Origin of the sequence: Cupriavidus sp. HPC(L) (assembly GCF_000307735.3) — a bacterium.
Taxonomy (GTDB): domain Bacteria; phylum Pseudomonadota; class Gammaproteobacteria; order Burkholderiales; family Burkholderiaceae; genus Cupriavidus.
The window spans coordinates 23,619-49,894 of sequence record NZ_AMPR02000433.1 but is presented as its reverse complement, the minus strand read 5'-3'; the positions used below and the strand labels follow the sequence as shown (position 1 = coordinate 49,894).

The 26,276-nt window shown below is 68.3% G+C and carries 22 protein-coding genes; 7 read left to right on the top strand and 15 right to left on the bottom strand.

Going from position 1 to position 26,276, the window contains the following annotated elements:
• Positions 1-47: 47 nt before the first annotated feature.
• The 7 genes from B551_RS20645 to B551_RS20615 form a co-directional block, all read right to left on the bottom strand.
• Positions 48-1,262, bottom strand: coding sequence for a sulfotransferase family 2 domain-containing protein (locus B551_RS20645; protein WP_043441843.1), 1,215 nt, complete (start codon positions 1,260-1,262; stop codon positions 48-50).
• Positions 1,263-1,367: 105 nt separating this feature from the next.
• Positions 1,368-1,958 (bottom strand): adenylyl-sulfate kinase, encoded by a 591-nt coding sequence (gene cysC / locus B551_RS20640; RefSeq protein WP_023264920.1) that lies wholly within the window; start codon positions 1,956-1,958, stop codon positions 1,368-1,370.
• 223 nt (positions 1,959-2,181) lie between these two features.
• Complete coding sequence (locus tag B551_RS20635; RefSeq protein ID WP_006575860.1) at positions 2,182-3,276, bottom strand: glycosyltransferase; 1,095 nt, start codon at positions 3,274-3,276, stop codon at positions 2,182-2,184.
• Positions 3,277-3,292: 16 nt separating this feature from the next.
• Complete coding sequence (locus B551_RS20630) at positions 3,293-4,561, bottom strand: lipopolysaccharide biosynthesis protein (protein WP_006575859.1); 1,269 nt, start codon at positions 4,559-4,561, stop codon at positions 3,293-3,295.
• Positions 4,561-5,691 (bottom strand): glycosyltransferase, encoded by a 1,131-nt coding sequence (locus B551_RS20625; protein WP_023264918.1) that lies wholly within the window; start codon positions 5,689-5,691, stop codon positions 4,561-4,563. The genes B551_RS20630 and B551_RS20625 overlap by 1 nt, the downstream gene beginning before the upstream one ends.
• A gap of 146 nt (positions 5,692-5,837) precedes the next feature.
• Positions 5,838-7,163 carry an exopolysaccharide biosynthesis polyprenyl glycosylphosphotransferase gene (locus B551_RS20620; RefSeq protein WP_006575858.1) on the bottom strand — a complete coding sequence of 442 codons (1,326 nt, stop codon included), beginning with the start codon at positions 7,161-7,163 and terminating at the stop codon, positions 5,838-5,840.
• A gap of 10 nt (positions 7,164-7,173) precedes the next feature.
• Positions 7,174-8,355, bottom strand: a complete 1,182-nt coding sequence (locus B551_RS20615) for a glycosyltransferase family 4 protein (protein WP_023264917.1) — start codon at positions 8,353-8,355, stop codon at positions 7,174-7,176.
• A 333-nt stretch (positions 8,356-8,688) separates the two neighbouring features.
• Here B551_RS20615 and B551_RS20610 point away from each other — a divergent pair, with 333 nt between their 5' ends.
• The 4 genes from B551_RS20610 (at position 8,689) to B551_RS20595 (ending at position 13,543) form a co-directional block, all read left to right on the top strand.
• Positions 8,689-10,074 (top strand): phosphomannomutase/phosphoglucomutase, encoded by a 1,386-nt coding sequence (locus B551_RS20610; protein WP_006575856.1) that lies wholly within the window; start codon positions 8,689-8,691, stop codon positions 10,072-10,074.
• The gene (gene waaC / locus B551_RS20605) at positions 10,055-11,185 is read left to right on the top strand and encodes a lipopolysaccharide heptosyltransferase I (protein ID WP_043441839.1); all 1,131 of its coding nucleotides are present in this window, start codon (positions 10,055-10,057) and stop codon (positions 11,183-11,185) included. Before B551_RS20610 ends, waaC begins: the two co-directional genes overlap by 20 nt.
• Before the next feature lie 2 nt (positions 11,186-11,187).
• Positions 11,188-12,591, top strand: coding sequence for a lipid IV(A) 3-deoxy-D-manno-octulosonic acid transferase (gene waaA, locus B551_RS20600; protein ID WP_083492690.1), 1,404 nt, complete (start codon positions 11,188-11,190; stop codon positions 12,589-12,591).
• 124 nt (positions 12,592-12,715) lie between these two features.
• Positions 12,716-13,543, top strand: a complete 828-nt coding sequence (locus tag B551_RS20595; RefSeq protein WP_023264914.1) for an META and DUF4377 domain-containing protein — start codon at positions 12,716-12,718, stop codon at positions 13,541-13,543.
• Between the two features lie 196 nt (positions 13,544-13,739).
• On the opposite strand, the gene B551_RS20590 is transcribed toward B551_RS20595, so the two are convergent.
• From B551_RS20590 to B551_RS20560, 7 genes are all read right to left on the bottom strand, one after another.
• Complete coding sequence (locus tag B551_RS20590) at positions 13,740-14,903, bottom strand: AAA family ATPase (protein ID WP_006579499.1); 1,164 nt, start codon at positions 14,901-14,903, stop codon at positions 13,740-13,742.
• Positions 14,904-14,944: 41 nt separating this feature from the next.
• Positions 14,945-16,339, bottom strand: coding sequence for a TolC family outer membrane protein (locus B551_RS20585; protein ID WP_006579500.1), 1,395 nt, complete (start codon positions 16,337-16,339; stop codon positions 14,945-14,947).
• 162 nt (positions 16,340-16,501) lie between these two features.
• The gene (locus B551_RS20580; protein ID WP_006579501.1) at positions 16,502-16,828 is read right to left on the bottom strand and encodes a rhodanese-like domain-containing protein; all 327 of its coding nucleotides are present in this window, start codon (positions 16,826-16,828) and stop codon (positions 16,502-16,504) included.
• Positions 16,829-16,841: 13 nt separating this feature from the next.
• A complete protein-coding gene (locus tag B551_RS20575; protein WP_006579502.1) occupies positions 16,842-17,495 on the bottom strand; it encodes a protein-L-isoaspartate O-methyltransferase in 654 nt (217 codons plus the stop codon).
• Positions 17,496-17,658: 163 nt separating this feature from the next.
• Positions 17,659-20,901, bottom strand: a complete 3,243-nt coding sequence (locus B551_RS20570) for an efflux RND transporter permease subunit (protein WP_023264912.1) — start codon at positions 20,899-20,901, stop codon at positions 17,659-17,661.
• Between the two features lie 18 nt (positions 20,902-20,919).
• Positions 20,920-21,975 carry an efflux RND transporter periplasmic adaptor subunit gene (locus B551_RS20565; protein WP_006576561.1) on the bottom strand — a complete coding sequence of 352 codons (1,056 nt, stop codon included), beginning with the start codon at positions 21,973-21,975 and terminating at the stop codon, positions 20,920-20,922.
• Between the two features lie 52 nt (positions 21,976-22,027).
• Complete coding sequence (locus tag B551_RS20560) at positions 22,028-22,960, bottom strand: TetR/AcrR family transcriptional regulator (RefSeq protein WP_023264910.1); 933 nt, start codon at positions 22,958-22,960, stop codon at positions 22,028-22,030.
• Positions 22,961-23,155: 195 nt separating this feature from the next.
• Here B551_RS20560 and B551_RS20555 point away from each other — a divergent pair, with 195 nt between their 5' ends.
• The 3 genes from B551_RS20555 (at position 23,156) to B551_RS20545 (ending at position 25,109) form a co-directional block, all read left to right on the top strand.
• Positions 23,156-23,446 (top strand): YkgJ family cysteine cluster protein, encoded by a 291-nt coding sequence (locus B551_RS20555; RefSeq protein ID WP_006576559.1) that lies wholly within the window; start codon positions 23,156-23,158, stop codon positions 23,444-23,446.
• A 20-nt stretch (positions 23,447-23,466) separates the two neighbouring features.
• Positions 23,467-24,036: a DUF1439 domain-containing protein gene (locus B551_RS20550; RefSeq protein WP_006576558.1), complete on the top strand. Its 570-nt coding sequence runs from the start codon at positions 23,467-23,469 to the stop codon at positions 24,034-24,036.
• Positions 24,037-24,227: 191 nt separating this feature from the next.
• Complete coding sequence (locus B551_RS20545; protein ID WP_006576557.1) at positions 24,228-25,109, top strand: undecaprenyl-diphosphate phosphatase; 882 nt, start codon at positions 24,228-24,230, stop codon at positions 25,107-25,109.
• A gap of 190 nt (positions 25,110-25,299) precedes the next feature.
• On the opposite strand, the gene trmB is transcribed toward B551_RS20545, so the two are convergent.
• The gene (trmB, locus tag B551_RS20540) at positions 25,300-26,079 is read right to left on the bottom strand and encodes a tRNA (guanosine(46)-N7)-methyltransferase TrmB (RefSeq protein WP_006577488.1); all 780 of its coding nucleotides are present in this window, start codon (positions 26,077-26,079) and stop codon (positions 25,300-25,302) included.
• Positions 26,080-26,276: the final 197 nt, after the last annotated feature.

Sequence of the window (26,276 nt, the reverse complement as noted above, 5' to 3'; positions counted from 1 at the left end):
TACCCGCCTCGCGTGCCGGCGCCCGCGGCACGCAGGCGGCGGTGGCGTTAGCCGATATGCCACCCCTGGCGCCAAGGGCCGGCATTGTTCAGCGGGTCGCTGGCGCCCGCGATTGCCACGCGAAACGCCGTGCCGTGCAGTGGCGGGAGCGCGATAGAGAAACCGGTATGGCTGCTGCCATAGCCTGCGGCAGCGACATCCGGACGCGGCTCGCCAGTCGTTCCGGCCGCCACCATCTCGTTCCCGCTCCACACTTCGATGGAAACCGGTCGATCGGGGCGCGTCAGGTTGATCGCCCATCCGCTGACACTGTTCTCCCGTACCGCATCGACGAAGCCCTCGTAGATGTCAGCGGGGGCGGCGATGGATTGCTGGCTATGCTCGATATAGTCGCGGATCGGGGCAAGGTCGAAACTCTGCGCGATCTCCCGCAGCTTGCCCAGATGCGCGTGGTCGTAGCCGAAGATCATCGACGCATGCTCGTGCGGGTTCTCGACCTGGTTCAGTTCGGCCTGCACGGTCCGGACCAGGGCCAATGCCTTGTCGAACAGCTCGCCGCCGGCGGTCTTGTCGCGGTCGTTCGACTCGCGGACATCCCGATACAGCGCGTAGTCCCACGCATTGTCCGCGAGGAATTTTTCTCGCGCCGACTCGCTGAGCTGTTGCTTGCGGCTGCCCGAGATGTTGGTCACGTTGGTCTCAGCGTAGAAGGGCAGGCCAAAGCCTGTCCTTCCGCACAATCTCAATAGAAACGCACTCATGTCCTCGCACAGTCCGGCGACCGGGATATGGTGCCGCAGGTTATATCGGGCCAGGTCGAGGCTGTGCTCGTTCAATGCCGGATCGCCGCTGAGCATATGAACGTACAGATTTTTGCCGGCGTACGATCCGGCCACCCATTCGTCGAGCGAAATCTCGCCGCGCCGGACCATGGCTTCTACCGTCGATACGCTGGCGCCGCGTTCGACCTCGCCGTTCTTGCCATTGAAGGCATACCAGTAGTGCGAAATCTGCCGCGCCAGCGGATCGCGCAGAATGGTGCAATAGGCCAGCGGCCTTTTCAGGAACCGGTGCATGCCAAAGGAGTGATGGCCTCCGCCTACTCCCGTTTCCACCAATCTGCCCAAGCTGGTACGCCATTCCGGATCACGATCCCATTCGAAATGAACAAACTGGCGTTCACCTCGATTCAGCTCGAAGAAGGAAATGACGGTGGAACCGCCGCTCTTGGGCGGATGAATGAAAAAGATGGGTGATTGCATGGTGGGCATCCACGGATTCGCGAAGGATTTATCCGCGACCGGTATTGGCGAATCTCGGCAAATCGGCAACGCCTTTCGTCATCGGCAGGCGTGGACGGACGTTGGCTAGCGGGAAAGACGGCCGTCCAGGAACGCGGCGAGCACTTCGACGCATTCCTCCACCTTTGTGGTGGTGGTGTCGACGGTCAAGTCCGGGGCGACCGGAGGCTCATACGGTGCGCTGATGCCGGTGAATTGGGCAATGCTGCCGCTGGCGACCTTGCGATAGAGACCCTTGGGGTCGCGTTGCCGGCAGCGCTCCAGATCCGCGTGGACGTACACTTCGGCAAATCGGTCCGCACCGACGATCTGCCGCGCCGCTTCACGATCGCGCGCGGCAGGCGAGATCAACGAGGCCAGAACCAGCACACCTTGATCGTTCAGCAGCTTCGCCATATGCGCAGCGCGCCGGACATTGGCATGGCGCTCTTCTGCGGAAAATCCAAGATCGCTGGTCAGTCCGGCGCGCAGTTCGTCGCCGTCCACGCGCAAGGCAGTGATGCCACGGTCGTAGAGCCGCCGCTGCAGATTGCGCGCAAGCGTCGTCTTGCCGGCCCCGCTCAGACCGGTCAACCAGAGCGTGATCGGGTAGGAACGCGCGGGCGGAGGAGCATCGACCGCCTCGAGAGCGGACGATGGGGGAGCTTCTTTCGTCATCGTTGTATTGGCGCTGGCTGACCGGGATAAAACGGGCGAACCTGAGCAATGCGGACTGAGCGGATCGTTCTGCCAGCCGGAAAGTCAGGAGGTCGGATAAAACGCGCCGGACGGCCGCTCCATATTGCCGTGTTAATTGATGTGCAATGCAGATTTAAACAACTGCGTTGCAGAGGGACTCGATGCTGCTTATTTTCTGGACTCGAATGTTAGCACGCGAATATCAGGATTGAGGATTGACTCCGCTTTGATGCGCGCCCGCTATTTCGGATTGTTCGAGCAGCGGAAGCCAGGCAGCCGCAATCCGGTTTGCCTCGTAATATCTGGCCCGCTCGATCCCGAGGTGCGCCATGCGGGCCGTCATGTCCGGATCGGCGATGGTCCGACAAATCGCGTGCCCCAGCGCATCGGCGTCGTCAACGGGGACCAGCGCCGCGTGCGCCGCCGCTCCGAGTACCTCTCTCGGTCCCGTCTCGCAATCGGTCGCCACGACGGGCAGGCCATGGGCCATCGCCTCGATCAGTACCAGGCCGAAGCCTTCATAGCGGGACGACAGGCAGAACAACGATGCGCCGCGATACAGGTCGGACAAATCTCGGCGCGCAGGCAGTAGCCGAACGCTTGCCGACAAGCCGAGCTCGTTCCGCAAGGTCATCAGCGCATCGTGCAACTCCCCGTCGCCAACGATATCCAGCCGCCAATCCGGATGCTCGCGCGCGACTATCTTCCAGGCGTGCAACAGCACATCGAATCCCTTGGCATGCGTCAACCGCCCAACGGCGAGCGCGATCTTCGACGTTCTGTCCGATCGCTTCTCGGGCATCGCGAACGGCAACGCATTCGGAATCGCGACCACATTGCGTGCCCCCAGCGCTTGTTCCCATTTGTCCCGATCCCGCTGCGTCAGCACCACGACATGCTCGCAAGTCCGAACCGCGAGTCGCCGAGCGACCCGCCGCGCGCCCCGTCCGAGGTCCTGGTCGAAATTGCAATGCTCCCAGGCAATGCGGCGCACGCCAAGGCCCGCACAAGCCGCCAGCGTAAACAACGTCAGCATCGTATCCACCTCGATCAACACCTCGATCCGATGCCGCTTCAGATACCGGCGAATGCCGAGGACGGTCGACAGATACCGCGTCTTGAACGAAGGCCGCTGCGCAAACAGCGCCTCGTGCCGTACCCTGGGTTCGAGGTCGAAACAACTGGCGGCGTCCCACAGGCTCAGGATATGCACCGTGTAGCCGCGCCGCGCCAGCTCGTTGGCGATCACCGCCGTCATGCGTTCGGCGCCGGCGAACGCATTCAGCGTTCCGGTCAAAAAGCAGAGGGTAGGCCTAGTGCTCATGGGCTGCCGTCGCCGTTTGAAGGGCGGTAGAAGACCGCCAACGCCACCACAGCGCCAATCCGATGATCACCGCGAAGCCGTTGGCGAGCGCATAGCCCGCAACCGCTCCCCAGATGCCGTAACGCGGTACCGCGATCAGGTCGAATACCAGGATCATCGCCAGCGTGCCGGCCCATTTGAGTGCAACCCATTCGGGCTTGCGCAGATACACCGGCAGCAAGGTCAGGCCGACATCGACGAACAGCAGCGCGGTGGCGAATGCCGCGACGCGCAGCAGCCCGATGGCGGCGCTGAATTGCTCGCCATAGAGCAGGTGAATGATCCAGTCCGCCGCGCCGGCGATTACCGCCGCTCCCGCGAAGCCGACCGCACCGAGCATCAGCGCAAGAAGGCCAACGTTGCGGCGGGCGAGGGCGGCGTCGGCTTGCCCGTAGACATAGACCGGCGCGGCGCCTGCCGCGATGATGGTGGCCGCCGCCGCGTAGTTGTCGAGAATCTGCATCGTCGCGGCGTAGGCGCCGAAGTCTGCGAGCGGCACCAGCGGCTGCAGGATCAGCTGATCGACGCGGCGCGCGGCCATCATCATCATGAAGCTGGCCCAGAACAGCGTGCCGCCGCGCAGCAGTTGACCTGCGAGCGCGGAATCGACAGTGATGCGCCGGTGCGGCACACGGCTCAGGTAATAGCCGGCGAGCAGCAGCGCGAGTACGATCGCCTCCACCGCGAAGGCGCTGGCGAAGGCCGGTGCGGCTCGGCTGCCGGCGGCAAACAGCAGCCCGACCATGCCGGCCTTGATGGTCAGCGAGATTAGGCTGAACACGGTGCCGGGCCGGTTATTGGTATGCGCCTGCATCCAGGCCGCGACGACGCCGAACGGCTCGCGCAGCAGGATGGCGATGCCGAGCAGCAGCGCCACGGCCCAGACCTCCGCGGCGGCGCCTGCCACGGCCAGGTAGCCGCACATCAGCGCATAGCCGAGCAGGCCGCCAAACGCGCGCAGCACGAAGGCATGCGCGAGCAGGCGATGCTGGGCCGCGCTCGCCGCATCGGCAACCAGCCGCGGTACCACCACTTCGCTGCCGCAGATCAGCGCGACCGACGCGGCGATGGTGACCACGGCTTGGGCATACTGGAAATGCGCGAAGCCTTCGGGTCCCAGCGCGCGCGCCAGCATCGCGACGATCGCGATGCCGGTGACGACCTGCAGCCCGCGCTCGGTCAGCATCCACAGCAGGTTGCCGGCGACCCGTCTGCGCATCAGGCGGTCCCCGTGCGTGCGTGGGCCTTTGCAGCGGCAAGTGCGGCGTAGCGGGCCAGCCATTGGTCCGCGATGGCCTCGAGGCCGAGCGAATCCGCGATATGGCGGTGCCTTGCCGCTTGCTGTGCGATGTCGCCGCGTCCGTCGCGCAGGGCGCGAGCGAGGGCGGCTGCCAGCGCGTCGGCATCGCCGCGCGGTACGACCTGGCCAAAGCCGTCGACCATCTGCGCGACACCGGCCGCATCGGTCGCCACCACGGGGCAGCCGCAGGCCATCGCTTCGCCGACGACCAGCGGCATGCCCTCGATATCGGACGACAGCGCAAACACGTCCGCCGCATTGAGCAGGGCCGGGATATCGGCGCGCGTGCCGAGCAGACGGACGTGGTCTCCGATCGAGAGGGCATCAATGCGGCGTTCCAGCGCCGCGCGTTCGGGGCCGTCGCCCGCGATCAGCAGTTGTGCGGAGGCAAGCGACCACGGCAGGCGGGCAAATGCCTCCAGCAGCAAAGCCTGGTTCTTCTCGGGGACGAGTCGTCCGACATGAAGCAGCAGCGATGTGGCCGCATCGAGGTCCAGCGCCGCGCGCGTCTGCGCCCGCGCCGTGCCATCGGGCCGGAACCGTGCGGTATCGATGCCGTTGGGCAGCACCATGATGCGCTCCGCCGGCACCGCACCAGCCGTGATCATTCTTTCCCGGCCCTCGGCGCTGACATGCGTCGTCAGGCCGGCCCAGCGATCGGTCAGCCGATAGGCCAGCATGCGCGCCGTGCCGCCCTCGCGTGCGCTGTGCGCAGTGCAGACCAGCGGCGGCATGGTGCGCGCCGGACCGGTTGCGATCAGGGCGCGGCCGAACAGGTTGGCATGGACCATGTGCGCGTGGATGACGTCCGGCCGCCAGTGTTGGATGAAACCGCGCATCTGCCGCAGCGCCCGCGCCATCGACCACGGCGATTTGCGCATGGCGAGGTTCAACGTCTCGATGCCGGGCGGCAACGCGACCTCGCATCCCGGCGTCAGGCTGGCCACCGCGACGGCGTGGCCCAGTGCATCGAAGCGGCGCGCCAGCGCGGCGACCTGCTGCTCGGCGCCGCCAAGGCGCAGTCCGGTGGTCAGCAGCAGGATGCGCATCGGCGACCGCGGGGACTCCGGCAGCTGCGGCAATGCCACATAGGCGGAAGATGCCGACGCGAAGGGCGACTCAGTTGGCCCCAACGAACGGGCCGCATCCGGCGACAGCCCCGGCAACGGCGCCACGCCTGGCTCACGCATCCGCATCACCGCGCCCCATACCCAGTCAACAACGTCCGCACCGTCTTCACCGCCACCAGCAGATCCAGCGCGAAGCTGCAATGCTTGACGTAGTACAGGTCGTAGCTGAGCTTGGTGACCGTTTCCTCGTGCGTGCCCGCATAGCCCTGCCGCACCTGCGCCCAGCCCGACAGGCCTGGGCGCACCAGATGCCGGTACGGGTAGTAGGGGATCGTGTCGGCAAAGCGATCGACCATCGGCACCTGCTCGGGACGCGGTCCGATCAGGCTCATGTCGCCGGTCAGCACGTTCCACAGCTGCGGAATCTCGTCGAGCCGGTATTTGCGGATCACGCGGCCGACGCGGGTCACGCGCGGGTCGCGCCGGGCGGCGAAGCGGGCTGCGTCCTGCGGCGCGGCTTCCATGCTGCGGAACTTCAGCATGGTGAAGGGCTTGCCCAGCAGGCCGACCCTCACCTGTCGGAACAGCGCCGGGCCTGGCGAATCGAGCCGGATTGCCACCGCAACGGCAAGGGCCGCGGGCAGCGCCAACGGGGCCAGGCACAGCACCGTGGCGACATCGATCAGCCGCTTCAGATAGCCGTAGAAATAGTGCGCGGCATGATCGTCGAGGAAATTCTCGTCGATATGGTCGAGCCCCAGCCGGCCGGTCAGCATCTCGCCGACGCGCTCGACCGAGTAGATCCGCACATGGCTCATCTTGTAGCGCGCCAGCAGCCGCGTACGCTCGGGATCGGCGGCGGCGCTGCGGTCGAGCATCAGGCCGTCGCAGTGCACCGCCTCTTCGATCGAGGCGATCGGCTCGAAGCGGGTGCGTCCCGGCGGCAGCGCGCCGGGCATCGCCAGCAGCTGCTGCAGTTGCGCGAGGGCGGCGGGGTCGGTGTAGCCGAACACCGGCACGTAGTTCTGCACATAGCGCCGGTAGCCGGCCCAGATCCACGCCAGCGTGGTCAGGTAGCCGAGCAGCAGCGCGCCGCGCGAGTAGGGGATCTGGAAGGCGGCGAAGGCGAACAGCAGCGCGACGAATGGCAGGGTCGCCGCGAGGCCGACCAGGCTGTTGCCTTCCATCGCTGGCAGATGCAGCGAGCGGTGCAGCAGCACGAAGGCCAGCAGATACGGGACGATCGACCACAGCAGCGTGCGCGGGAAGACGTGGGTCACGTAGCCGGCCTGGTGCGCGGCCTCGGCCAGTCCCATGTTCAGCGCGAAAGGCAGCAGGCCGAGCAGGGCCCAGCCGAGCATACGGCTGGCGCGGCGCATCGTTTCGGAGCCGCGGGCTCGGATGGCCAGCGGTACGCGGGCTTGGCGGGCGGTGCCCGATGCCTTGTCCATGCGCATTCCCTCAGGCCCCGTCCCGCGCGAGCGGCACGTTGGCCAGCGCGGCAGCCGGCAGATGCTCGCGGTAAACCGACCAGGTCGCATCGGCCATTGCGGTCACGCCATAGTGCAGCGCCCAGCGGTCGCGTGCGGCCGTGCCCAGCGACGTCCGCAGCGTGGCATCGCCGGCCAGGCGCGCCAGCGCGTCCGCCAAGGCCGGCACGCTGCCGGGCGCGCACAGCAAGCCGCAGCGTCCGTGGTCGAGCTGCTCGCGAATGCCGGGCAGATCGGTGGCAACGACCGGCAGACCGGCGCGCATCGCCTCCAGAATGGACAGCGGAAAGCCCTCGTGGTCGGAGGCCAGCACGAACGCCTGCGCCGATGCCAGCAGCGCTGGCACGTCGCCGACGTTGCCGCTGCACACCACGCGGCCGGGAGCGAGGCGTTCGGCCAGCGCCCGCATCGTCGGCAGTAGCGGGCCATCGCCGGCGATCACGAGTTCGCAACTGGCCAGCGCGCCATCGCCATGGGCCAGCTCGGCGAAGGCCCGGATCAGCAGATCGGGCCGTTTCGGGGCGGCAAAGCGTGCAACCATCACGATGCGATGCATCGGTGCGCCAGGCTCCGCACGCGCCGGCACTTCGGCAATGCCGTTGTGGATCACGGAGATTCGCCGCGCCGGCAGGGGCAGGCTGCGCGCCAGTTCGCGCTCGGCCTGGGCTACGCAGATCAGCCGTGCGGTCAGCGGGGCCAGCATCCATTCGGCGGCGCGGGCGGCGATCCGCTGCCGGCGCGGTGCGGCCGGCTTGAAGCCGAAGCCGTGCACGGTATAGACGACGGGGATGCCAAGCAGCCAACCGGCGATGCGGCCCAGCGCGCCGGCCTTGGCACTGTGCGCGTGGATCAGGTCCGGATCGGCCTGGCGCAGCGCCTGGATCAGTTCGCGCAGCGCGGCGAACGCGCGCAGCGGAGACAGCGCGTTGTCGAGCAGGGACAGCCGGACCGTGCGCGCCCCGAGCGCTGCCGCGGTCGGCAGCAGCGGACCGTCGCCGCCGGCCAGCACGATCGCTTCCACCCGGTTGCCCAGCGCCTCCAGCAGCGTGGCCACATGGGCCTGCGCGCCGCCGATCTCCGAATTGGTGATCAGGTAGGCGATGCGGGGCCGCCGTGCCTGTTCCCGATCCCCCGGCAGCGCGGGGGCAGACAAGGGCTGGGACTCGGACAAACGCTGGGACCGGCGCAGGGACCAGCGCGCCGGAGAATGGGGGAACGAGCGCGGCGACAAGGGCACGGTGGCAGGAGGGCGCGATATCGGAATGGCGGCGGGAATGGCGGCGGGCGGCGCAGCAAATCGTGGGTGCGATGGCGTGTGTCAGGACACCGAACTGCCCGGCCGAACCGATTATAACTGCCGTGCCTGATCGCAATCCGGCAAAATACAGGTTTTGGCGCGCCGTTCTGGGCACATGGCGGGGCATACGAACTGTCCGGCTCCAGGCCCTCGGTGGGGCGCCCGCTCCCTTCACTTCCAGGAAGCTGCATGCAAATCGACTCCTCCATCTTCAAGGCTTACGACATCCGCGGCATCGTCGGCAAGACCCTGACTCGCGATGTCGCCCGTGCCATTGGCCTGTCCTTCGGTTCCGCGGCCGCCGAGGCCGGCGAGACCGCGGTCGTCGTCGGCCGTGACGGGCGCCTGTCCGGGCCCGAACTGCTGTCGGCATTGGTCGAGGGCCTGCGCGCCGCCGGCATGGATGTGATCGACCTCGGCATGGTCGCCACGCCGATGGTGTACTTCGGCACCAATGTCGAGCTGGCCGGCCGCCGCGCCACCTCGGGCATCATGGTCACCGGCAGCCATAATCCGCCCGACTACAACGGCTTCAAGATGGTGCTGGCCGGCAAGGCCATCTATGGCGAGCAGATCCAGGGCCTGCGCGAGCGCATCGTCGCCGAACGCTTCGCCAGCGGTGCCGGCGACTATCAGCAGGTCGACATCCGACAGCAGTACCTGGACCGCATCGCCAGCGACGTCAAGCTGGCGCGGCCGATGAAGATCGCGCTCGATGCCGGCAACGGCGTGGCCGGCGCCTTCGTCGGCGATCTGTTCCGCGCGCTCGGCTGCGAAGTGACCGAGCTGTTCTGCGACGTCGACGGCAACTTCCCGAACCACCATCCGGATCCCGCGCATCTGGAGAACCTGCAGGATCTGATGCGCTGCCTGCGCGAGACCGACAACGAGCTGGGCCTGGCCTTCGACGGCGATGGCGACCGGCTCGGCGTGGTCACCAAGGATGGCCAGGTCATCTTCCCGGACCGTCAGCTGATGCTGTTCGCGCAGGAGATCCTGTCGCGCCATCCGGGCCAGCAGATCATCTACGACGTCAAGTGCACCGGCAAGCTGGCGCCGTGGATTCGCGAGCATGGCGGTGAGCCGCTGATGTGGAAGACGGGCCATTCGCTGGTCAAGGCCAAGCTGAAGGAAACCGGCGCGCCGATCGCCGGCGAGATGAGCGGCCACGTGTTCTTCAAGGACCGCTGGTATGGCTTCGACGATGGTCTCTACACCGGCGCACGCCTGCTGGAGATCCTGTCGCGCCACGACGATCCGAGCGCCGTGCTGAACGCGCTGCCCAATTCGATCTGCACGCCCGAGCTGCAACTGAAGTGCGCGGAGGGCGAGCCCTTCACGCTGCTCGACAGGATCCGCGCCAATGCGAAGTTCGAAGGCGCGCGCGAGGTCATCACGATCGATGGGGTGCGTGTCGAATATCCCGACGGTTTCGGGCTGGCCCGTCCGTCGAACACCACGCCCGTGGTGGTGATGCGCTTCGAGGCCGATAACGACGCCGCGCTGGCCCGCATCCAGGCGGAATTCAAGCGCGTGATCCTGGCCGAGAAGCCGGATGCCCAGCTGCCGTTCTGAGCGGATGCCGGTCGAACCGGCAGTTCCGTTGCAGGACAGCGCCGCCCCCGAGGCGATCGAGGCCGCCGGCATGCCGCGCCCGCTGGGCGTGCGCATGCCGGAGCGGCCGCGCATCCTGGTGGTCAAGGTGTCCTCTCTCGGCGACGTCGTGCACAACATGCCGCTGATCCACGATCTGCGCGCGCGCTGGCCCGGTTGCGAGATCGACTGGGTCGTCGAGGAGGGCTATGTCGAGCTGGTGCGGCTGCTGCCGCAGGTGCGGCGCGTGATTCCGTTCGCGCTGCGGCGCTGGCGCAAGGGCCTGTTCTCCGGCGCGGTGTGGAGCGAGCTGGCAGCCTTCCGCCGCGCGCTGCGCGAGGACGCCTACGACGCGGTGATCGAGACGCAGGGGCTGCTGAAGACCGCCGTGGTCTCGCGGATCGCGCGCCGCCATGCGGGCGCGCCGGTGATCGGGCTGGCCAATGCGACGCAGGGCTCGGGCTACGAGCCGGCCTCGCGGCTGTTCTACACCGATCCGATCCAGGTCCCGCTGCAGACCCATTCGGTGCGCCGTTCGCGCCTGCTCGGCGCCGCGCTGACCGGCGTCGCGCCGGCCGAGCCGCCGCGCTTCTTCGGCGACGAGGCGCGCGTGCTGCATGCCAACGATCCGCTGTGGTCCGATCTGCCGACGCGCTACGCGGTCTGCTTCCATGCGACCGCCGGCGCGAAGAAGCGCTGGCCGCTGGAACACTGGCATGAGCTGGGCCGGCGCCTGTTCGCCGAGGGGCTGGCGGTGATGCTGCCGTGGGGCAACGAGGCCGAGCGGCAGGCCGCCGAGCGCATCGCCGCCGGCGTGCCGGGCTCGCGCGTGCTGCCGCGCTTTACGGTGATGCAGGGCTTCGGCCTGATCAATCGCGCCGAACTGGTGGTCGGCGTCGACACGGGGCTGGTGCATATCGCCGCGGCGCTGTGCCGGCCGACCGTGGAAATCTATACCGCGACCTGGCGCTGGAAGACCGAGGGCTATTGGTCGGCGCGCATCGCCAATGTCGGCGACGACGGCGAGGCGCCGACGGTCGAGGAGGTCCATGCGGCGGCGCGCCGCGTGCGTGGGCTCGGACGGGAAGGCTGATGCTGTTGCGTGTTCTGTACAACCTGGCCTGGGGTTTGATCCTGCCGGCCGCGCTGGCGCGGCTGGCGTGGCGCGCGCGCAAGGAGCCCGGCTATCTGCGGCATGTCGGCGAACGCCTCGGGCGCTACGAGGGGCTGCCGACGCAGGGCCCATGGCTCTGGGTCCATGCGGTCTCGGTCGGCGAGACGCGCGCCGCGCAGCCGTTGATCGCGCGGCTGCTGGCCGCCTATCCGGGCCATCGCATCGTGCTGACGCATATGACGCCGACCGGCCGGCAGACCGGCGCCGAGCTGTTCGGCGCAGAGATGGCCACCGATCCGCCGCGGCTGGTGCAGTGCTACCTGCCTTACGACGTGCCGGCGCTGGTGCGGCGTTTCCTGGCGCATTTCCGGCCGGAGGCCGGCATGCTGATGGAGACCGAGGTGTGGCCGAACCTGGTGCGCGGCGCGCGGCTGGCCGGCGTGCCGCTGTACCTGGTCAATGCGCGGCTGTCGCCGCGCAGCTTTCGCCGTACCGCCCGCTTCGGCCGCGCCGCGGCGGCGATGTATGCCGACTTCACCGAGGTACTGGCGCAGACCCAGGGCGATGCCGAACGCTTCCGTGCACTCGGCGTGGCGGCGGTGCGCGTGACCGGCAACCTGAAGTTCGACATGCAGCCACCGGCCGAGCAGATCGAGCGCGGACAGCGGCTGCGCGGGGCCTTTGGCACGCGGCCGGTATTGGCCGCGGCGAGCACGCGCGAGGGTGAGGAAGCGATGCTGCTCGATGCCTTGTCGCGCTGGCGCAAGCTGTGCGGCGACGTGTGGGGGCAGGGCGCCGACACGGCGCGTCCGCCGGCGCTGCTGCTGGTGCCGCGCCACCCGCAACGCTTCGATGCGGTGGCGGCGATGGTCACGCAGACCGGCTTCACGCTGCAGCGCCGCAGCGCGCTGGGCGAGGACGGGCTCGATCGGCCCATCGACGCGGACGTGCTGCTGGGCGATTCGATGGGCGAGATGGCCATGTATTTTGCGGCATCGGATGTCGCCTTTATCGGCGGCAGCCTGTTGCCGCTCGGTGGCCAGAATCTGATCGAGGCCTGCGCGGTCGGCACGCCGGTGCTGATCGGCCCGCATACGTTCAACTTCGCCCAGGCCACCGACGATGCGATCGCCGCCGGTGCCTGCCTGCGCGTCGACAGCGCCGAACAGCTGATGCATACGGCCGCGGTGCTGCTGTCGGACCGCGAACGGCTGTCGCGCATGCGGACGCAGGCGCGGGCCTTTGCCGGCGAGCACCGTGGCGCCACCGCCCGCACCGTCGAGGCGCTGGTGCCGGCGCTGCCGGCGCCGGCCCAGGCTCCGGCGACCCAGGCCGGCCAAAGGACCGATGGATCGGCCGCGGCGCACAGCGAAGGCACTCGCTGACCGCCGCCCCGTCAAACCGATTGCGTACACTTGCCAGGCGCCCCGTGTGGGCGCGTCGGCATTCTCTTTGCTTCGGGACGCATCATCGTCTGCGATGCATCCCGCCAACCCGAGGAGCGAACCGATGTCCCTGTCCTTCCGCATGGGTACCGCCGCCGCGGCAGCAACGCTGCTTGGCGCGGCGATGACCGGCTGTGCCACCGCGCCGGCCCCCGATTCGCCGTCGGCCACGCCGACGCTGAGCGAGACCCGGCCCGGCGGCCCCAGCCGCTGGGAGCTGGTGCGCTGGCAGATGCCGGACGGCTCGCTGAAACAGATTCCGCATGGCGACAACGGCGAGCCGGTACTGTTCGAGTTCAACGCCGGCATCGATGCGGCGCAGGGCACGGTGACCGGCAACGCGGGCTGCAACCGGATGACCGGCAGCTATGGCAAGACCGACAGCGGCATGCGCTTCGATCGCGTCGCCACCACGCGCCGCGCCTGCCCGCCGCCGCTGATGGAGGTCGAGAACAGCCTGCTCAAGGCGATGCAGTCGCCGTTCACGACGGTCGGCACGCAACCGTCGGCCGGGTCCACCGGGCGCCAGATCATCTGGAAGACCGCCGATGGCGATCTGCTGCATTTCGTGGAGCGCGAGGGCGTCGGCCGGCGCGGCGACCGGCTCGATGACCAGCAGGCCAACGCCGCGCCGGGCGTCGAGAAGATTGTCTATATCGACTCGCAGCGGGTCGAATGCACGGGCGTTGGCAAGCAGACCTGCTATCGCTTCCGCGACGACCCCAATGGCGCCTGGCAGCTGTGGTACGGACCCATCGAAGGGCTCGACTTCGAGCCGGGCATCGCCTACACGCTGCGCGTGCGCGAGTACCGCGTGCCCAATCCGCCGGCCGATGCGTCGACGATCCGGTGGGAGCTGCTCGAGGTACAGCGGCGTACGCGGGTCAATTGAAGGGAAGCTGTTTTTTACCGTGGGTGGTCGTGAACCACCCCCTCTCCCCGACCCTCTCCCCCTGAGGGGGAGAGGGAGAACAACTCTGGGTCAGGGGAGGACGGCAACACCCATTGGAACACCGCGCCGCTTTTCTCCCCTCTCCCGCGCGCGGGAGAGGGGCCGGGGGAGAGGGCAGCAGCGCCTCAAATGTCGCCTAACGCGGCAACCAGCTCCACGCCGGCCGCTGCAAGTCGCCAAGGCCCGCCACCTGCGTCTGCCCCAGCGCCTTCTCCAGCACGATCGCCTGGCTGTCCGGCTGCTGCTCCAGCGCCGCGATCAGCCGCGCCGCATGCGAGACCACGATGACCTGCGAGCGTTGCGCGGCCTTGCCGATCATGCGGCCCAGCGCGGGCAGCAGGTCGGCATGCAGGCTGGTCTCCGGTTCGTTGAGCACCAGCAGCGCCGGCGGTCGCGGCGTATGCAGCGCGGCCGCCAGCAGCAGATAGCGAAGCGTGCCGTCGGACAGCTCGGCGGCGCGCAGCGGCCGCAGCATGCCGGGCTGCCACAGCAGCAGCTCGAAACGGCCGTCCTGCGCGGCGATCTCGATGCGCGAGCCCGTGAAGGCATCGTCAATGCATTCGTTCAACGCGTCACGGTCGCCGATTTCGCGGATCGTCTGCAGCGCCGCGGCCAGGTCCCGTCCGTCGTCCGACAGCACCGGCGTATGCGTGCCGACCTGAGGCTGGCGTGCCAGCGCATCGGCATCGGTACGGAAATGATCGTAGAAGCGCCATGAGCGGACCTGCTCGCGCACCGTCAGCATCTCCGGTGTGCTGCGGCGGTCCGCATATTCGGTCAGCATGCTGTCGAAGCCGCGCAGGGGCAGCGGCAGGCTTTGCCAGCGTCCCTTGTCGTCGCGCGCCCGCACGCCCGCGCCGCGCCGGTCGACCAGCAATGACGAAGGATGGGCCGCCTCGCCATGCCAGATGGTTTCGCGCTTGATGTCCGGGTCCAGCGTGAACATCGAATCGATTGCCTGCCGCAGCCCGAGTTCGATCGCATAGCCGAACTCATCGGAGGCAAAGCCAAGTCGCAGCGATACCGGGTGCTGGCGCACCGTCCCCTGTACCGGCTGCTCGCCGCGCAGCATCGCGCGGGACACCGTCTCCGGCCCGGCCCACAGCGTCGATTGCATGCCGCCTTCGCGCGCCAGCGCCGCCACCACGCCACCTTGCGCGGTTGCCGCCAGCAGGCGCAGCGCGCGATACAGATTCGATTTGCCGGTCCCGTTCTGGCCGCTGACCACATTGAGCGGCCCCAGCGGCATCACCAGCTCCCGGATGGAGCGGTAGTTGGCGATGGCGAGCGTCGTGATCATGCCGGCCGGCTACGCTGCGGCACGAGGCCTGACGGATCGGCTCAGCCGCGCCTTGCCGTCCGCGCCGGCTTGGACGCGGGCGCCGCGGCCTTCGCCGGCTCGGGCAGCTTGTACATCGAGCCCGGCGGCAGGGTCAGCAGCGTGTTGATCTGCACCAGGTCGTCTTCGCTGAGCGAGCCGGTGGCGGCCTTCAGGCGCAGGCCGTTCATGATGGTGTCGTAGCGGGCCCGGGCGAGATCGCGGCGGGTCGAGAACAGTTGCGCCTCGGCGTTCAGCACGTCGATGTTGATGCGCACGCCGACCTCGTAGCCGAGCCGGTTCGACTCGACCGCGGTCTGCGCCGAGCGCTCGGCCGCTTCCAGCGCGCGCACCTGGGCCAGTCCGTTCGATACGCCGGAGAAGGTCTGCCGCGCATTCTGCGCCGCGGTGCGGCGCGCGAATTCGAGATCGCTGGCGGCACGGTCGGCCAGCGCCAGCGTTTCGCGCGCACGCGACTGGATCTGGCCGCCGGCGTAGATCGGAATGGTCAGCTGCACGCCGATCTGCGCGCTGTTGTAGCGGCTGGCGACGTTGATCTGCTGCTGCACCAGGCCCGATGAATCCTGATAGCCGTACGAGGCGACCAGATCGACCGAGGGCAGGTGGCCGGCGCGCGCCTTGTTGTATTCGCGCTGCGCGGTCTCGAGGTTGTAGCGGGCCAGGCTGACCTGCGGGTTGGTCTGTTCGGCCTGCTGCGCCCACAGGTTGACGTCGGCCGGCTGGGGGCCGGGGATGTCGGCGGCGGGGCGCAGGCCCATCAGCTCGTCGACCGGCCTGCCGGTGATCTGCTGCAGCGTCGCGCGCCGGACCTCGAGCTCGTTCTGCGCGGCGATTTCGGTCGAGACGGCGAGGTCATAGCGGGCCTGCGCGTCGTTGGTATCGGTGATCGTCGCGGTGCCGACCTCGAAATTGCGCTTGGCCTGCTCGAGCTGCTCGGCGATCGCGCGCTTCTGCGCGCCGGCCAGATACAGGTTGTCCTGCGCGGCCAGCACGTCGAAGTAGGCCTGGGACGTGCGCGTGATCAGGTCCAGCTGCGCCTGGCTGAAGGTGACTTCCCCCGCCAGCGCAGCCAGTTCGCCCTGCTTGTAGGTTTCCCAGCGGTCCCAGCGGAACAGCGGCTGCGTCAGCTGCAGCGCCCAGTTCTTGTTGTTCAGGAAGCGGTTGGCGTCGATCGGCGCGCTCTGGTCGATTTTGGTGCGGGTAACGCCGGCCACGCCGTTGATCTGCGGCAGCAGGCCGGCGCGGCCCTGCGGCAGCCGTTCCTGCGAGGCGGCAAGCTGGGCGCGCGCGCTGGCGAACTGGGCGTCGTTGGACTGCGCCTCGCGATAGACCTGCAGCAGGTCGGCCGCGCTGGCCGGCAGAGGCAGCACGGCGGCCAGGCACAGCGCCAGCGCCATGCCGGTGAGGGCACCGGGCCGGCCACTGCGCAGCCCCTTCGACACACCCTTCGACACACCATTAGACGCAACAGCATGCGCGGCACTCCGCGCGGGACACAGCGCAAACCTCATGACGTCTCCAGCTTGTCGGACGCGGCGCGGCCGACGGTTAGCGTCCGCTCAGTACTTCGGCATCGCGGGATCGACCTGTTCGGCCCAGGCATGCACCCCGCCGCTCAGGTTGTAGACCTTGCCGAAGCCGTGCTGCCGCTCCAGGAAGTTGGCCACCTGCATGCTGCGGCCGCCGTGATGGCAGACGCAGACGACTTCGGCGTCCGGGTCCAGCTCGGCCGCGCGCGCGACGATCTGGCCCATCGGGATATGCGTGATGCCGGGCAGCGCGCAGGTCTGGACTTCCCAGTCCTCGCGCACGTCGAGCAGCACCGGCTTGGCGCGGTTGGCGTCGCCCAGCCATTGGGACAACTCGGTGGCGGTAATCTGCTGCATGGTGGTTTCCGGTTCAGAACTGGAAGCGCGACGGCGGCTTGATGCCGGTCAGCGGGGCGACCGCGGTCTCGAACAGATTGACGGTCTGGTATTCGGTGTCCGACACGCGCGTGATCAGCTGCGCCTCCATCACCGGCAGCGTGCCGACGAAGGCGGCGATGCGGCCGCCGACCTTGATCTGCGACAGCATCGCCTCGGGCACCGCCGGCAGCGAGCCGGAGATGCAGATCACGTCGTAGGGGGCGCCGGCGGGCCAGCCGTCGGCGGCATTGCCCTCGGCGACCTCGACGTTGACGATGCCGGCCTTGGCCAGGTTCTCGCGCGCCAGCGCGGCCAGTTCGGGGCGGATGTCCACGGTCAGCACGTGGCGGGCGCGATGGGCCAGCAGCGCGGCCATGTAGCCGGAACCGGCGCCGATCTCCAGCACGTTCTCGTGCTTGCGCACGCCCAGTTCCTGCAGCACGCGGGCCTCGACGCGCGGTGCCAGCATGTTCTGGCCGCCCGGCAGCGGGATTTCCGTATCGACGAAGGCCAGCGCCTGGTACGCCGCGGGCACGAACTGCTCGCGCTTGACCACGGCCAGCAGGTCGAGGATTTCCTGATCCAGCACGTCCCAGGGCCGGATCTGCTGTTCGATCATGTTGAATCGGGCTTTTTCGAGGTCCATCTTGCCTTCCTTGCTATGCCAACCGCTATCTGTTTCGTATTCCGGCCGCGCGGTGCAGGGGCCGGGGAATTCCGTCAAACCCGACATTTTAACTCCCCGGCGTGACGCCGGGGCATCCGACCGGAGCGGGGGGCGGGGCGCCTGGCGCCGGTGCGTCGGATCGTCATTCCGCGCTCGCGGGCCGGCGGGAGGCCGGCAGGGCAGCGTCCGCCGACGGGTCCTGACCCGCGGGAGCCGCCGCTCCGGCTTCGCCCTGGGGTACGTCCCCCGCCGCCTTGCCCCGCCAGCGCCGCGCCAGCCAGCCGCCAAAGTCGTCCAGGTAGGTGTAAATCACCGGCACCACCACCAGCGTCAGGATCGACGAGGTGATGATGCCGCCGATCACCGTCTGTCCCATCGGGGCGCGCTGCTCGGCGCCTTCGCCGAGGCTGAAGGCCAGCGGCACCATGCCGAAGATCATCGCCAGCGTGGTCATCAGGATCGGGCGCAGCCGCACGCGGGCCGCCTCGACCAGCGCCGCCTCGCGCGACAGCGGTGCCTTGCCGTGCTCGCCGCGCCGCGCCTGATTGGCGAAGTCGACCAGCAGGATCGCGTTCTTGGTCACCAGGCCCATCAGCATGATGAAGCCGATGATCGAGAACATGTTCAGCGTCGAGCCGAACAGCAGCAGCGCCGCGAACACGCCGATCAGCGTCAGCGGCAGCGACGTCATGATGGCGACCGGCTGGAAGAAGCTGGCGAACTGCGAGGCGAGGATCATGTAGATGAAGATCACCGCCAGCGCGAGCGCCGACACCGCATAGCCGAACGATTCGTTCATCGACTTGGTCGAGCCGCCGAAGCGGTACTTGTAGCCGACCGGCCAGGTCATGCCGTCGAGCGCGTGCTGGATGTCGCGCGCGACCTCTCCCTGTGACCGTCCGGCGGTATTGGCCGTCAGTTCGACCTCGCGGTTCAGGTCGCGCCGGCTGATCTGGTTGGCCCCGGTGGTCGGCACCAGCTCGGCGATCTGGCGCAGCGGCACCATCCGCGGCGAGCCGTCGGGGTTGGTCTGCGTGCTGGCGATCATCAGCGCCGACAGGTCCGCCATGCCAGTGCGCGCGTCCTTCGGCAGCCGCACGCGCACGTCGTAGTTCTCGTCGTCCGGCGCGCGCCAGCTGCTGATCGCATCGCCGGCCAGCAGTGGCCGCAGCGCATTGCCGATCTGCGTGATGCCGATGCCCAGGTCCGAGGCCAGCTCGCGGCGGATCCGCACCTCGACCGTGGGACGGTCGTCCTTCATGCTCGAATCGAGATCGACCAGCCCGGGGATCGCCCGCATCCGGCGCGATGCCTCCTCGGACAGCCGCTTCAGTTCACCCAGGTCGTCGCCCTGCAGCGAGACCTGGATCGCCTTCTGCCCGCCGGCGCCATCGGGCATGCCAACCATCGTCAGCGTGATGCCGGCGATGCGGTTCATCCGCTCGCGGATCAAGGGATTGAGCTGCGTGGTGGTCCGCTCGCGCTGCTTGCGGTCGACCAGCCGCACCGACACCAGCGCGTTGTTGCGGCCCGAAGTGTTGCCCGCATTGATGGTCGCGTAGGTGTAGGCGACCTCGGGGAATTCGCGCAGCGCGGCCTCGACTTGCCGCACCTTGGCCTCGGTGACCTCGAGCGCGGTGCCGACCGGCGTGGTGAAGCCGATCTGCGTCTCGCCGAGGTCGGCGTTCGGTACGAACTCGGTGCCGATCAGCGGCACCAGCGCGAAGCTGCCGAAGAAGGTCGCCACGGCGATCAGCGCGGTCGCCAGCCGGTGCTTCAGCGCCCAGCCCAGCATTGCGCCATAGCCGTGGCCGAGCGCGTCCATCCGCGCCGAGAACCAGTCCAGCAGCCGGCCGATGCTGCGGCCGTACCAGCTGCGCTTGTTGCCGGTGCCGTGCAGGTCCGGGTCGTGCCAGACCGACGACAGCATCGGGTCCAGCGTGAACGACACGAACATCGAGATCATCACCGCGGCGACCACGGTGATGCCGAACTGATGGAAGAAGCGGCCGATGATGCCGCCCATGAAGCCGACCGGCAGGAACACCGCGACGATCGAGAACGTCGTCGCCAGCACCGCCAGGCCGATCTCCTCGGTGCCGTCCAGCGCCGCGGCGCGGTGGTTCTTGCCCATCAGGTTGTGCCGCACGATGTTCTCGCGCACCACGATGGCATCGTCGATCAGCAGGCCGACGCACAGCGACAGCGCCATCAGCGTGATCACGTTCAGCGTGAAGCCGAACAGGTACATCACGCCGAAGGTGCCGATCAGCGCGATCGGCAGCGTCAGCCCGGTGATCACCGTGCTGCGCCACGAGCCGAGGAACAGGAAGACGATCGCCACCGTCAGGAACGCACCCTCGAGCAGCGTCGAGCGGACCTCGTCGACGCTGCGGCGGATGCCGCGCGCGCTGTCGTTGATCACGGTCAGCTGCACGCCGGCCGGCACCAGCTTGCGCACCTCGTCGGTCATGCGCACCAGGCCGTCGACGGTATCGACGGTGTTCTGCCCCTGCGCCTTGACCACCGACAGGAACAGCGCGCGCTTGCCGCCGAGCAGGGCCAGGCTTTCCTGTTCCTGTTCGCCGTCGCGGACCTCGGCCACCTGCTCGAGCGTGACCGGCTGATTGCCCCGGCGCGCGACGATGATCTGCCTGAACGCGGCCGGATCCACCACACGGCCCTTGATCTGCACCACGGTCTCGGTCGCCGACGAACGCAGCTCGCCCGCGGGCAGCTCCTGGTTCTCGTTGCGGATCGCGGTCATCACCTGGTCGACACCGATGCCCAGCGCCTCCAGCTGCGCCGGGCGGATCCGGATCTCGATCTCGCGCTTGGTGCCGCCGACGATGCTGATCGCGCCGACGCCGCGCACCGTCTCCAGCCGTTTGCGCACGATCTGGTCCGCGATGGTGGTCAGTTCGCGCTGGCTGCGCGCGGAGCCGGGCGCGTTCGAGACCGACAGATGGAAGATCGGCGCGTCCGACGGGTCGTAGCGCAGCACGCGCGGTTCCTCGACCTCGTCGCGGAACTGCGGCCGGATCAGCGCGATCTTGTCGCGCACGTCCTGGGCGGCCTGCGCCACGTCGACCGACAGGTCGAACTTGATCACGACGACCGAGGTGCCCTGGTACGAGTGCGAGAAGATCTCGTCGATGCCCGAAATCGTATTGACGATCTCCTCGACCTTGCGCGTGACATCGGACTCGACCGACTCGGGCGGCGCGCCCGGATATTCGGTCTGCACCACGACGATCGGGAAGGTGATGTCCGGGAACTGGTCGACCGGCAGCCGCTGGTACGAAAACAGCCCGATCACGATGAAGGCCATCATCATCATCGTGGCCATCACCGGGTTGCGGATCGACAGACGCGTGAACCACATATCGGGCGCTCCGCTCGTTCAGGCCTTGGTCAGGCGAACCTGACTGCCGACCCGCAAGGTGCCGAGGTTGCTGCGCACGACCTGCGCGCCGCTCGCCAGGCCGCCGGCGATCTCGACCAGCCCGGTGCTGTCGTCGCGGATGCCAAGCTGCACCGGCCGCTCGGCCAGCACGCCGTTCTCGATCACATAGACGAACGCGCGCTCGCCCTCGGTGCGCACCGCGGTGATCGGCACCGATACCACGCCGGCGCGCTGTCCCAGTACCAGGCCGCCCTGCGCGAACATGCCGGCGCGCAGCCGGTGCTCGGGATTGTCGACGCGCACGTAGACCATGATGCTGCGCGTGCCCTGCGTGACGGCCGGGTTGATCCGCACCAGCTTGCCCTCGAAGCGGCCCGCGCCCTCGACCTCAAGCTGGACCGGCTGGCCGATCGCCACGCGGCCGACATCGGCCATCGGCACCGGCGCCTCCAGTTCGAGGACGCGCAGGTCGACCACCTCCAGCAGCGCGGTGTCCGGCGACACCTTCTCGCCCGGCTGCACCGAGCGCACGGCGACCATGCCGTCCAGCGGCGACTTGACCACGGTGTCGGTCAGCGCCTTCTGTGCGACCGCCAGCCCGCCCTCGGCCGCATCGAGATTGGCCTTGGCCACGTCGAGCTCGGACTGGAACTTGTCGAAGGCGGTCTTCGAGATGAAGCCGCGTCCGACCAGGTCGCGATTGCGCTCGTATGTCTGGCGCGCGTTCTCGTACTGCCCGCGCTGGGCCAGCATCTGCCCGCGCGCCTGCGTGACCTTGGCCTGGTATTCGGTCGGATCGATGCGCACGATCACCTGGCCCGCGCGCACCGGTTCGCCTTCGCGCACCAGCACGTCGCGGACCTCGCCCGAGACCTTGGCCTTGACCGCGGCCTGGTTCAGCGCGCGCAGGCTGCCCGACAGCGGCAGCGTCACGCGCAGGTCGTGCGCCGCGGCGGCGACCACGTCGGCCTGCAGCAGCTCGATCACGTTGGCCGCCGGGGCAGGGGCCACCGCTGCAGGGGGCTGCTTGCTGCCGCTGGCCTTCCGCACCATCGCGCCGGCGCCGACCAGCACGGCCAGGCCCAACACCACGAGCAGCAGCTTGTTACGCGAAATCTTCATCGTCAGGGGCGCGGCCGGTCCGGCGGCGCTTCGGTTTCGGTTCGGGAGTGGCCGCCGGGGTGGGGCGGCCGTTTGCCCGCACTGCACGCACGGGCTGGCGCACGGTATCGTGCGGCGATCCGTCGACGCGAGCGTCGCCTTGCAGACGGGCTTGTTCCTGCATCTCGTCGCGGATCTGTTCCCAGACGTAGGGACCGGCCTGCGGCGGCAGCGGCGTATCGCGCGCGGCGCCGGCGGTCACGCCGAACAGCAGCACCTGCAGCAGGTTGTCCAGAAACGCCTCCGGATCGATGTCGACGTCCGAGCCGATGCGGAACGCGCGCTGCCACAGCATCAGGAAAACCAGCGGCGCGCAGATCAGCGTGGTGGTCGGGTTGGCCGGCAGCGAGCGGAACTCGCCGCGGGCGACGCCACGCGCCAGCACGCGCGCGAACAGCTCGTCGCCGGGCACCATCACCTCCTCGTGGTAGAAGCGCGCGATATCGGGGAAGTTGGCCGATTCCGCCATGATCAGCTTGGTCAGGCCGGCCACCGGCGTCGCGCCGATCAGTCCCCACCAGCCGCGCAGCAGCTCGCGCAGCAGCTCCGGGGTCGAACCCTCGTAGGTGTCCACCAGATCGGTGCCGCGCACCAGCGCCGGCACCAGGTTCTCGCGCACCACGGTCTTGAACAGTTCCTTCTTGTTGGCGAAGTACAGATAGACCGTGCCCTTCGATACCCCGGCCGCCGCGGCGACGTCTTCCAGCCGCGTGGCCGCGTAGCCGCGCTCGACGAACAGTTCGAGCGCCGCCGCCACCAGCTCCTGCGGACGGGCGGATTTGCGGCGCGACCAGCGCCGCGCTTCGGGGGCGCCGTCGTTGGGCCCGGTGTTGGCACCAGCGGTGGCGTCGAGGCGTCGGACTTGGGGTGGATTCACTGCAGGGGAGCGCCGCGCCAGGACGGGCGGCGAAATAAATAACCGATGGGTCAGTAATGTAGTGTGCACGCCCGGGAGCGGTCAAGCGCGGCGCCCGGATGTGGGCCGGAACACAGGCCACAGCCGGGCGGTGGTGCACAATGGCGGCTTTGGCGCCGGGCGATCGCCTCCGCCAGGCCGTTCTGAACCATTGCGATGTCCTGCCAGTCTGACGTTTCCTGCCGTGCCGGTTGCGGCGCCTGCTGTATCGCGCCGTCGATCGCCTCGCCGCTGCCGGGCATGCCGCGGGGCAAGCCGGCCGGCGTACCGTGCGCGCAGTTGCTGCCCGACATGCGCTGCGCCGTGTTCGGCCGCCCGGAGCGGCCTGCCTTCTGTGGCGGCCTGCGGCCCTCGGCCGAGATGTGCGGCGAATCGCGCGAGGCGGCGCTGCACTGGCTGACGCAACTTGAGGTCGCGACCGCGCCGGCATTGGCCCGCGGCGCCTGACCGAACCTGGAGAACAGTGGATGGCCACGATTTCTCGCCGGCGCTGGCTGGCGGCCTGCGGCACCGCCGCGCTGACCGTGTCGCTCGCCTGGCTGGCCGGCTGCGGCTGGGTCGGCAACGAATACACCTTTTCGCAGAGCCAGCTGCAGTCCGCGCTCGAGCGCAAGTTTCCGTTCAGCCAGCGCTACATGCAGCTGTTCGACATCCAGCTGGCCAACCCGCAACTGGTGCTCGATCCGCAGCGCAATCGCGTCAGCATCGCGTTCGACGCCACGCTGGATAACCGGCTGTTCTTCCGCGAGGCAATGAAGGGGCGCTTCGCCCTCGACAGCGCGCTGCGCTACGACCCGGCGACGAAGTCCGTGGTGCTGCAGGATCCCGAGGTCAAGCAGTTCGACGTGGCCGGGCTGCCGCAGCAATACTCGCGTCAGCTGAACGCGGTCGGCGGCATTCTGGCCGAGCAGCTGCTGCAGGACTATCCGCTCTATACGTTCAAGCCCGACGAGCTCAAGTTCGGCGGCTCGCGTGTCGAGCCCGGTACAATCACCGTGCTGCCGGACGGCATCAACGTCAAGATCAACCGGCAGTAGCAGCAAGAACAATATTCGATGCGGGGCCGGCGTTCGCCCGGCCTTCGCGGGGCGGCATGGTCGTGCCGCCCTGGGTCGTCCCCTGGAATCGACGCTGTCAACAACGCCATCAACGCGTGCCCGTGTGGCTGCGCCAATGCGCCGGCCGGCGGGCGCCTTGTCCCTGAATCGCTTCAATCGTCCGCTATCGCATGGATATCGCCATCGCCCTCAAAGCCCTGATCCTCGGCATCGTCGAAGGACTGACCGAGTTTCTCCCGATCTCCAGCACCGGGCACCTGATCCTGGCCGGCGAGCTGCTGAACTTCAACGACGAGAAGGGCAAGATCTTCGAGATCGTGATCCAGTTCGGCGCGATCCTGGCCGTGTGCTGGGAATTCCGCCGGCGCATCGTCGACGTCGTCGGCGGGCTCGCGACCGAGCCGCGCGCGCAGCGTTTCGCGATCAACGTGATCATCGCGACGGTGCCGGCGATCGTGCTGGCCTTCCTGCTCGGCAAATGGATCAAGGCCTATCTGTTCAACCCGATCACGGTGGCGACGGCGTTCATCGTCGGCGGACTGGTGATCCTGCTGGCCGAATGGCGCGAAAGCCGGCGCGGGCAGGTGTCGCATCCGCAAGGCAATGCGCTGCTGGAGGCGGCCAAGGCCAGTGCGCCGCGCATCGAATCGGTCGACGACATGAACTGGCGCGATGCGCTGAAGGTCGGCATCGCGCAGTGCTTCGCGCTGGTGCCGGGCACCTCGCGCTCGGGCGCCACCATCATCGGGGGCATGCTGTTCGGACTGTCGCGCCAGGTCGCGACCGAGTTCTCGTTCTTCCTGGCGATCCCGGTGATCTTCGGCGCCAGCGTCTACGAACTGTACAAGGCGCGCGATCTGCTGTCGGCCGACGACATCGGCGTGTTCGCGATCGGCTTCGTGTTCGCCTTCCTGTCGGCCTTCCTGTGCGTGCGCTGGCTGCTGCGATTCGTCGCGACGCACGACTTCAAGCCGTTCGCCTGGTACCGGATCGTGTTCGGCGTGCTGGTGCTGGCGACCGCGCAGCTGGGCATCGTGGCCTGGCACGGTTGAACGTTTTGCCGCGTGGTTTGCTCCCCTCTCCCGCTTGCGACAGAGGGGCGGGGGGAGAGGGCATGCGGCGGTGGTCATGCCGGCATGGTTTGAAACCACCTCCCTCTCCCCAACCCTCTCCCCCATGAGGGGGAGAGGGAGAACGCAATAGGTCGCCTGAAGGTCAGGGCAGCTGTCCTTCAGCCTCCGCTCATCCCCGCTTGCGGAACACCACATCCCAGACGCCGTGCCCAAGCCGTAGCCCGCGGCGCTCGAACTTGGTCACCGGCCGGTAGTCGGGCCGTTCGGCAAAGCCACCCGGCGTATCCGAGGTATTGGTCAGCGTCGGCTCGCCCGACAGCACCTCGACCATCTGGTGCGCGTACTCCTCCCAGTCGGTCGCACAGTGCAGATAGCCGCCGGACTTCAAACGGCTCGCCAGCAGCTTGACCAGCGGCGGCTGCACCAGCCGACGCTTGTTGTGGCGCTTCTTGTGCCACGGATCGGGGAAGAAGATGTGCACGCCGTCCAGGCTCTCCTCGGTCAGCATGTGGGCCACCACTTCGACCGCGTCGTGCTGCAGGATCCGGATATTGCCGAGGCCGCGCTCGCCGATCAGCTTGAGCAGCGCCCCCACGCCCGGCTCGTGCACCTCGCAGCCGAGGAAGTTGTCCTGCGGCCGCAGCTGCGCGATATGCGCCGTCGTCTCGCCCATGCCGAAACCGATCTCCAGGATCGATGGCGCTTCTCGCCCGAACGCCGCCTGCCAGTCCAGCGGCTGGCCGGTGTAGGGCACCACGAAGCGTGGGCCCAGCTCGTCGATGGCGCGCTGCTGGCCGGTCGAGGTCCGCCCCGCCCGGCGCACGAAGGAGCGGATGCGGCGCGGATGGGCGACATTGGCGGCGGGGTCCTGCGCGTGGCCGCTCGGTTCGCCGGCAGTGCCGGACATCTCGTCGTCGGGCAGGGTAGGGGTGGATTCGTCGGGAAGCATGGCAACAAAAAGGCCGCCGGGCGATTCACCGAACAGGGCGAGAGCGGCGGCCAGAGGATACGTTCGTCAGGGGCGCCATTTTACCGCAGGCGTACCGGCGCAATAGCCGCGCCGCTGTTTGTCCCGGGACGATACTTTCGGTCTGCGGTGTGGCCTGTCTTTCAGCGCTGGAATGGGTGCAATGAGCTGCAACGGGC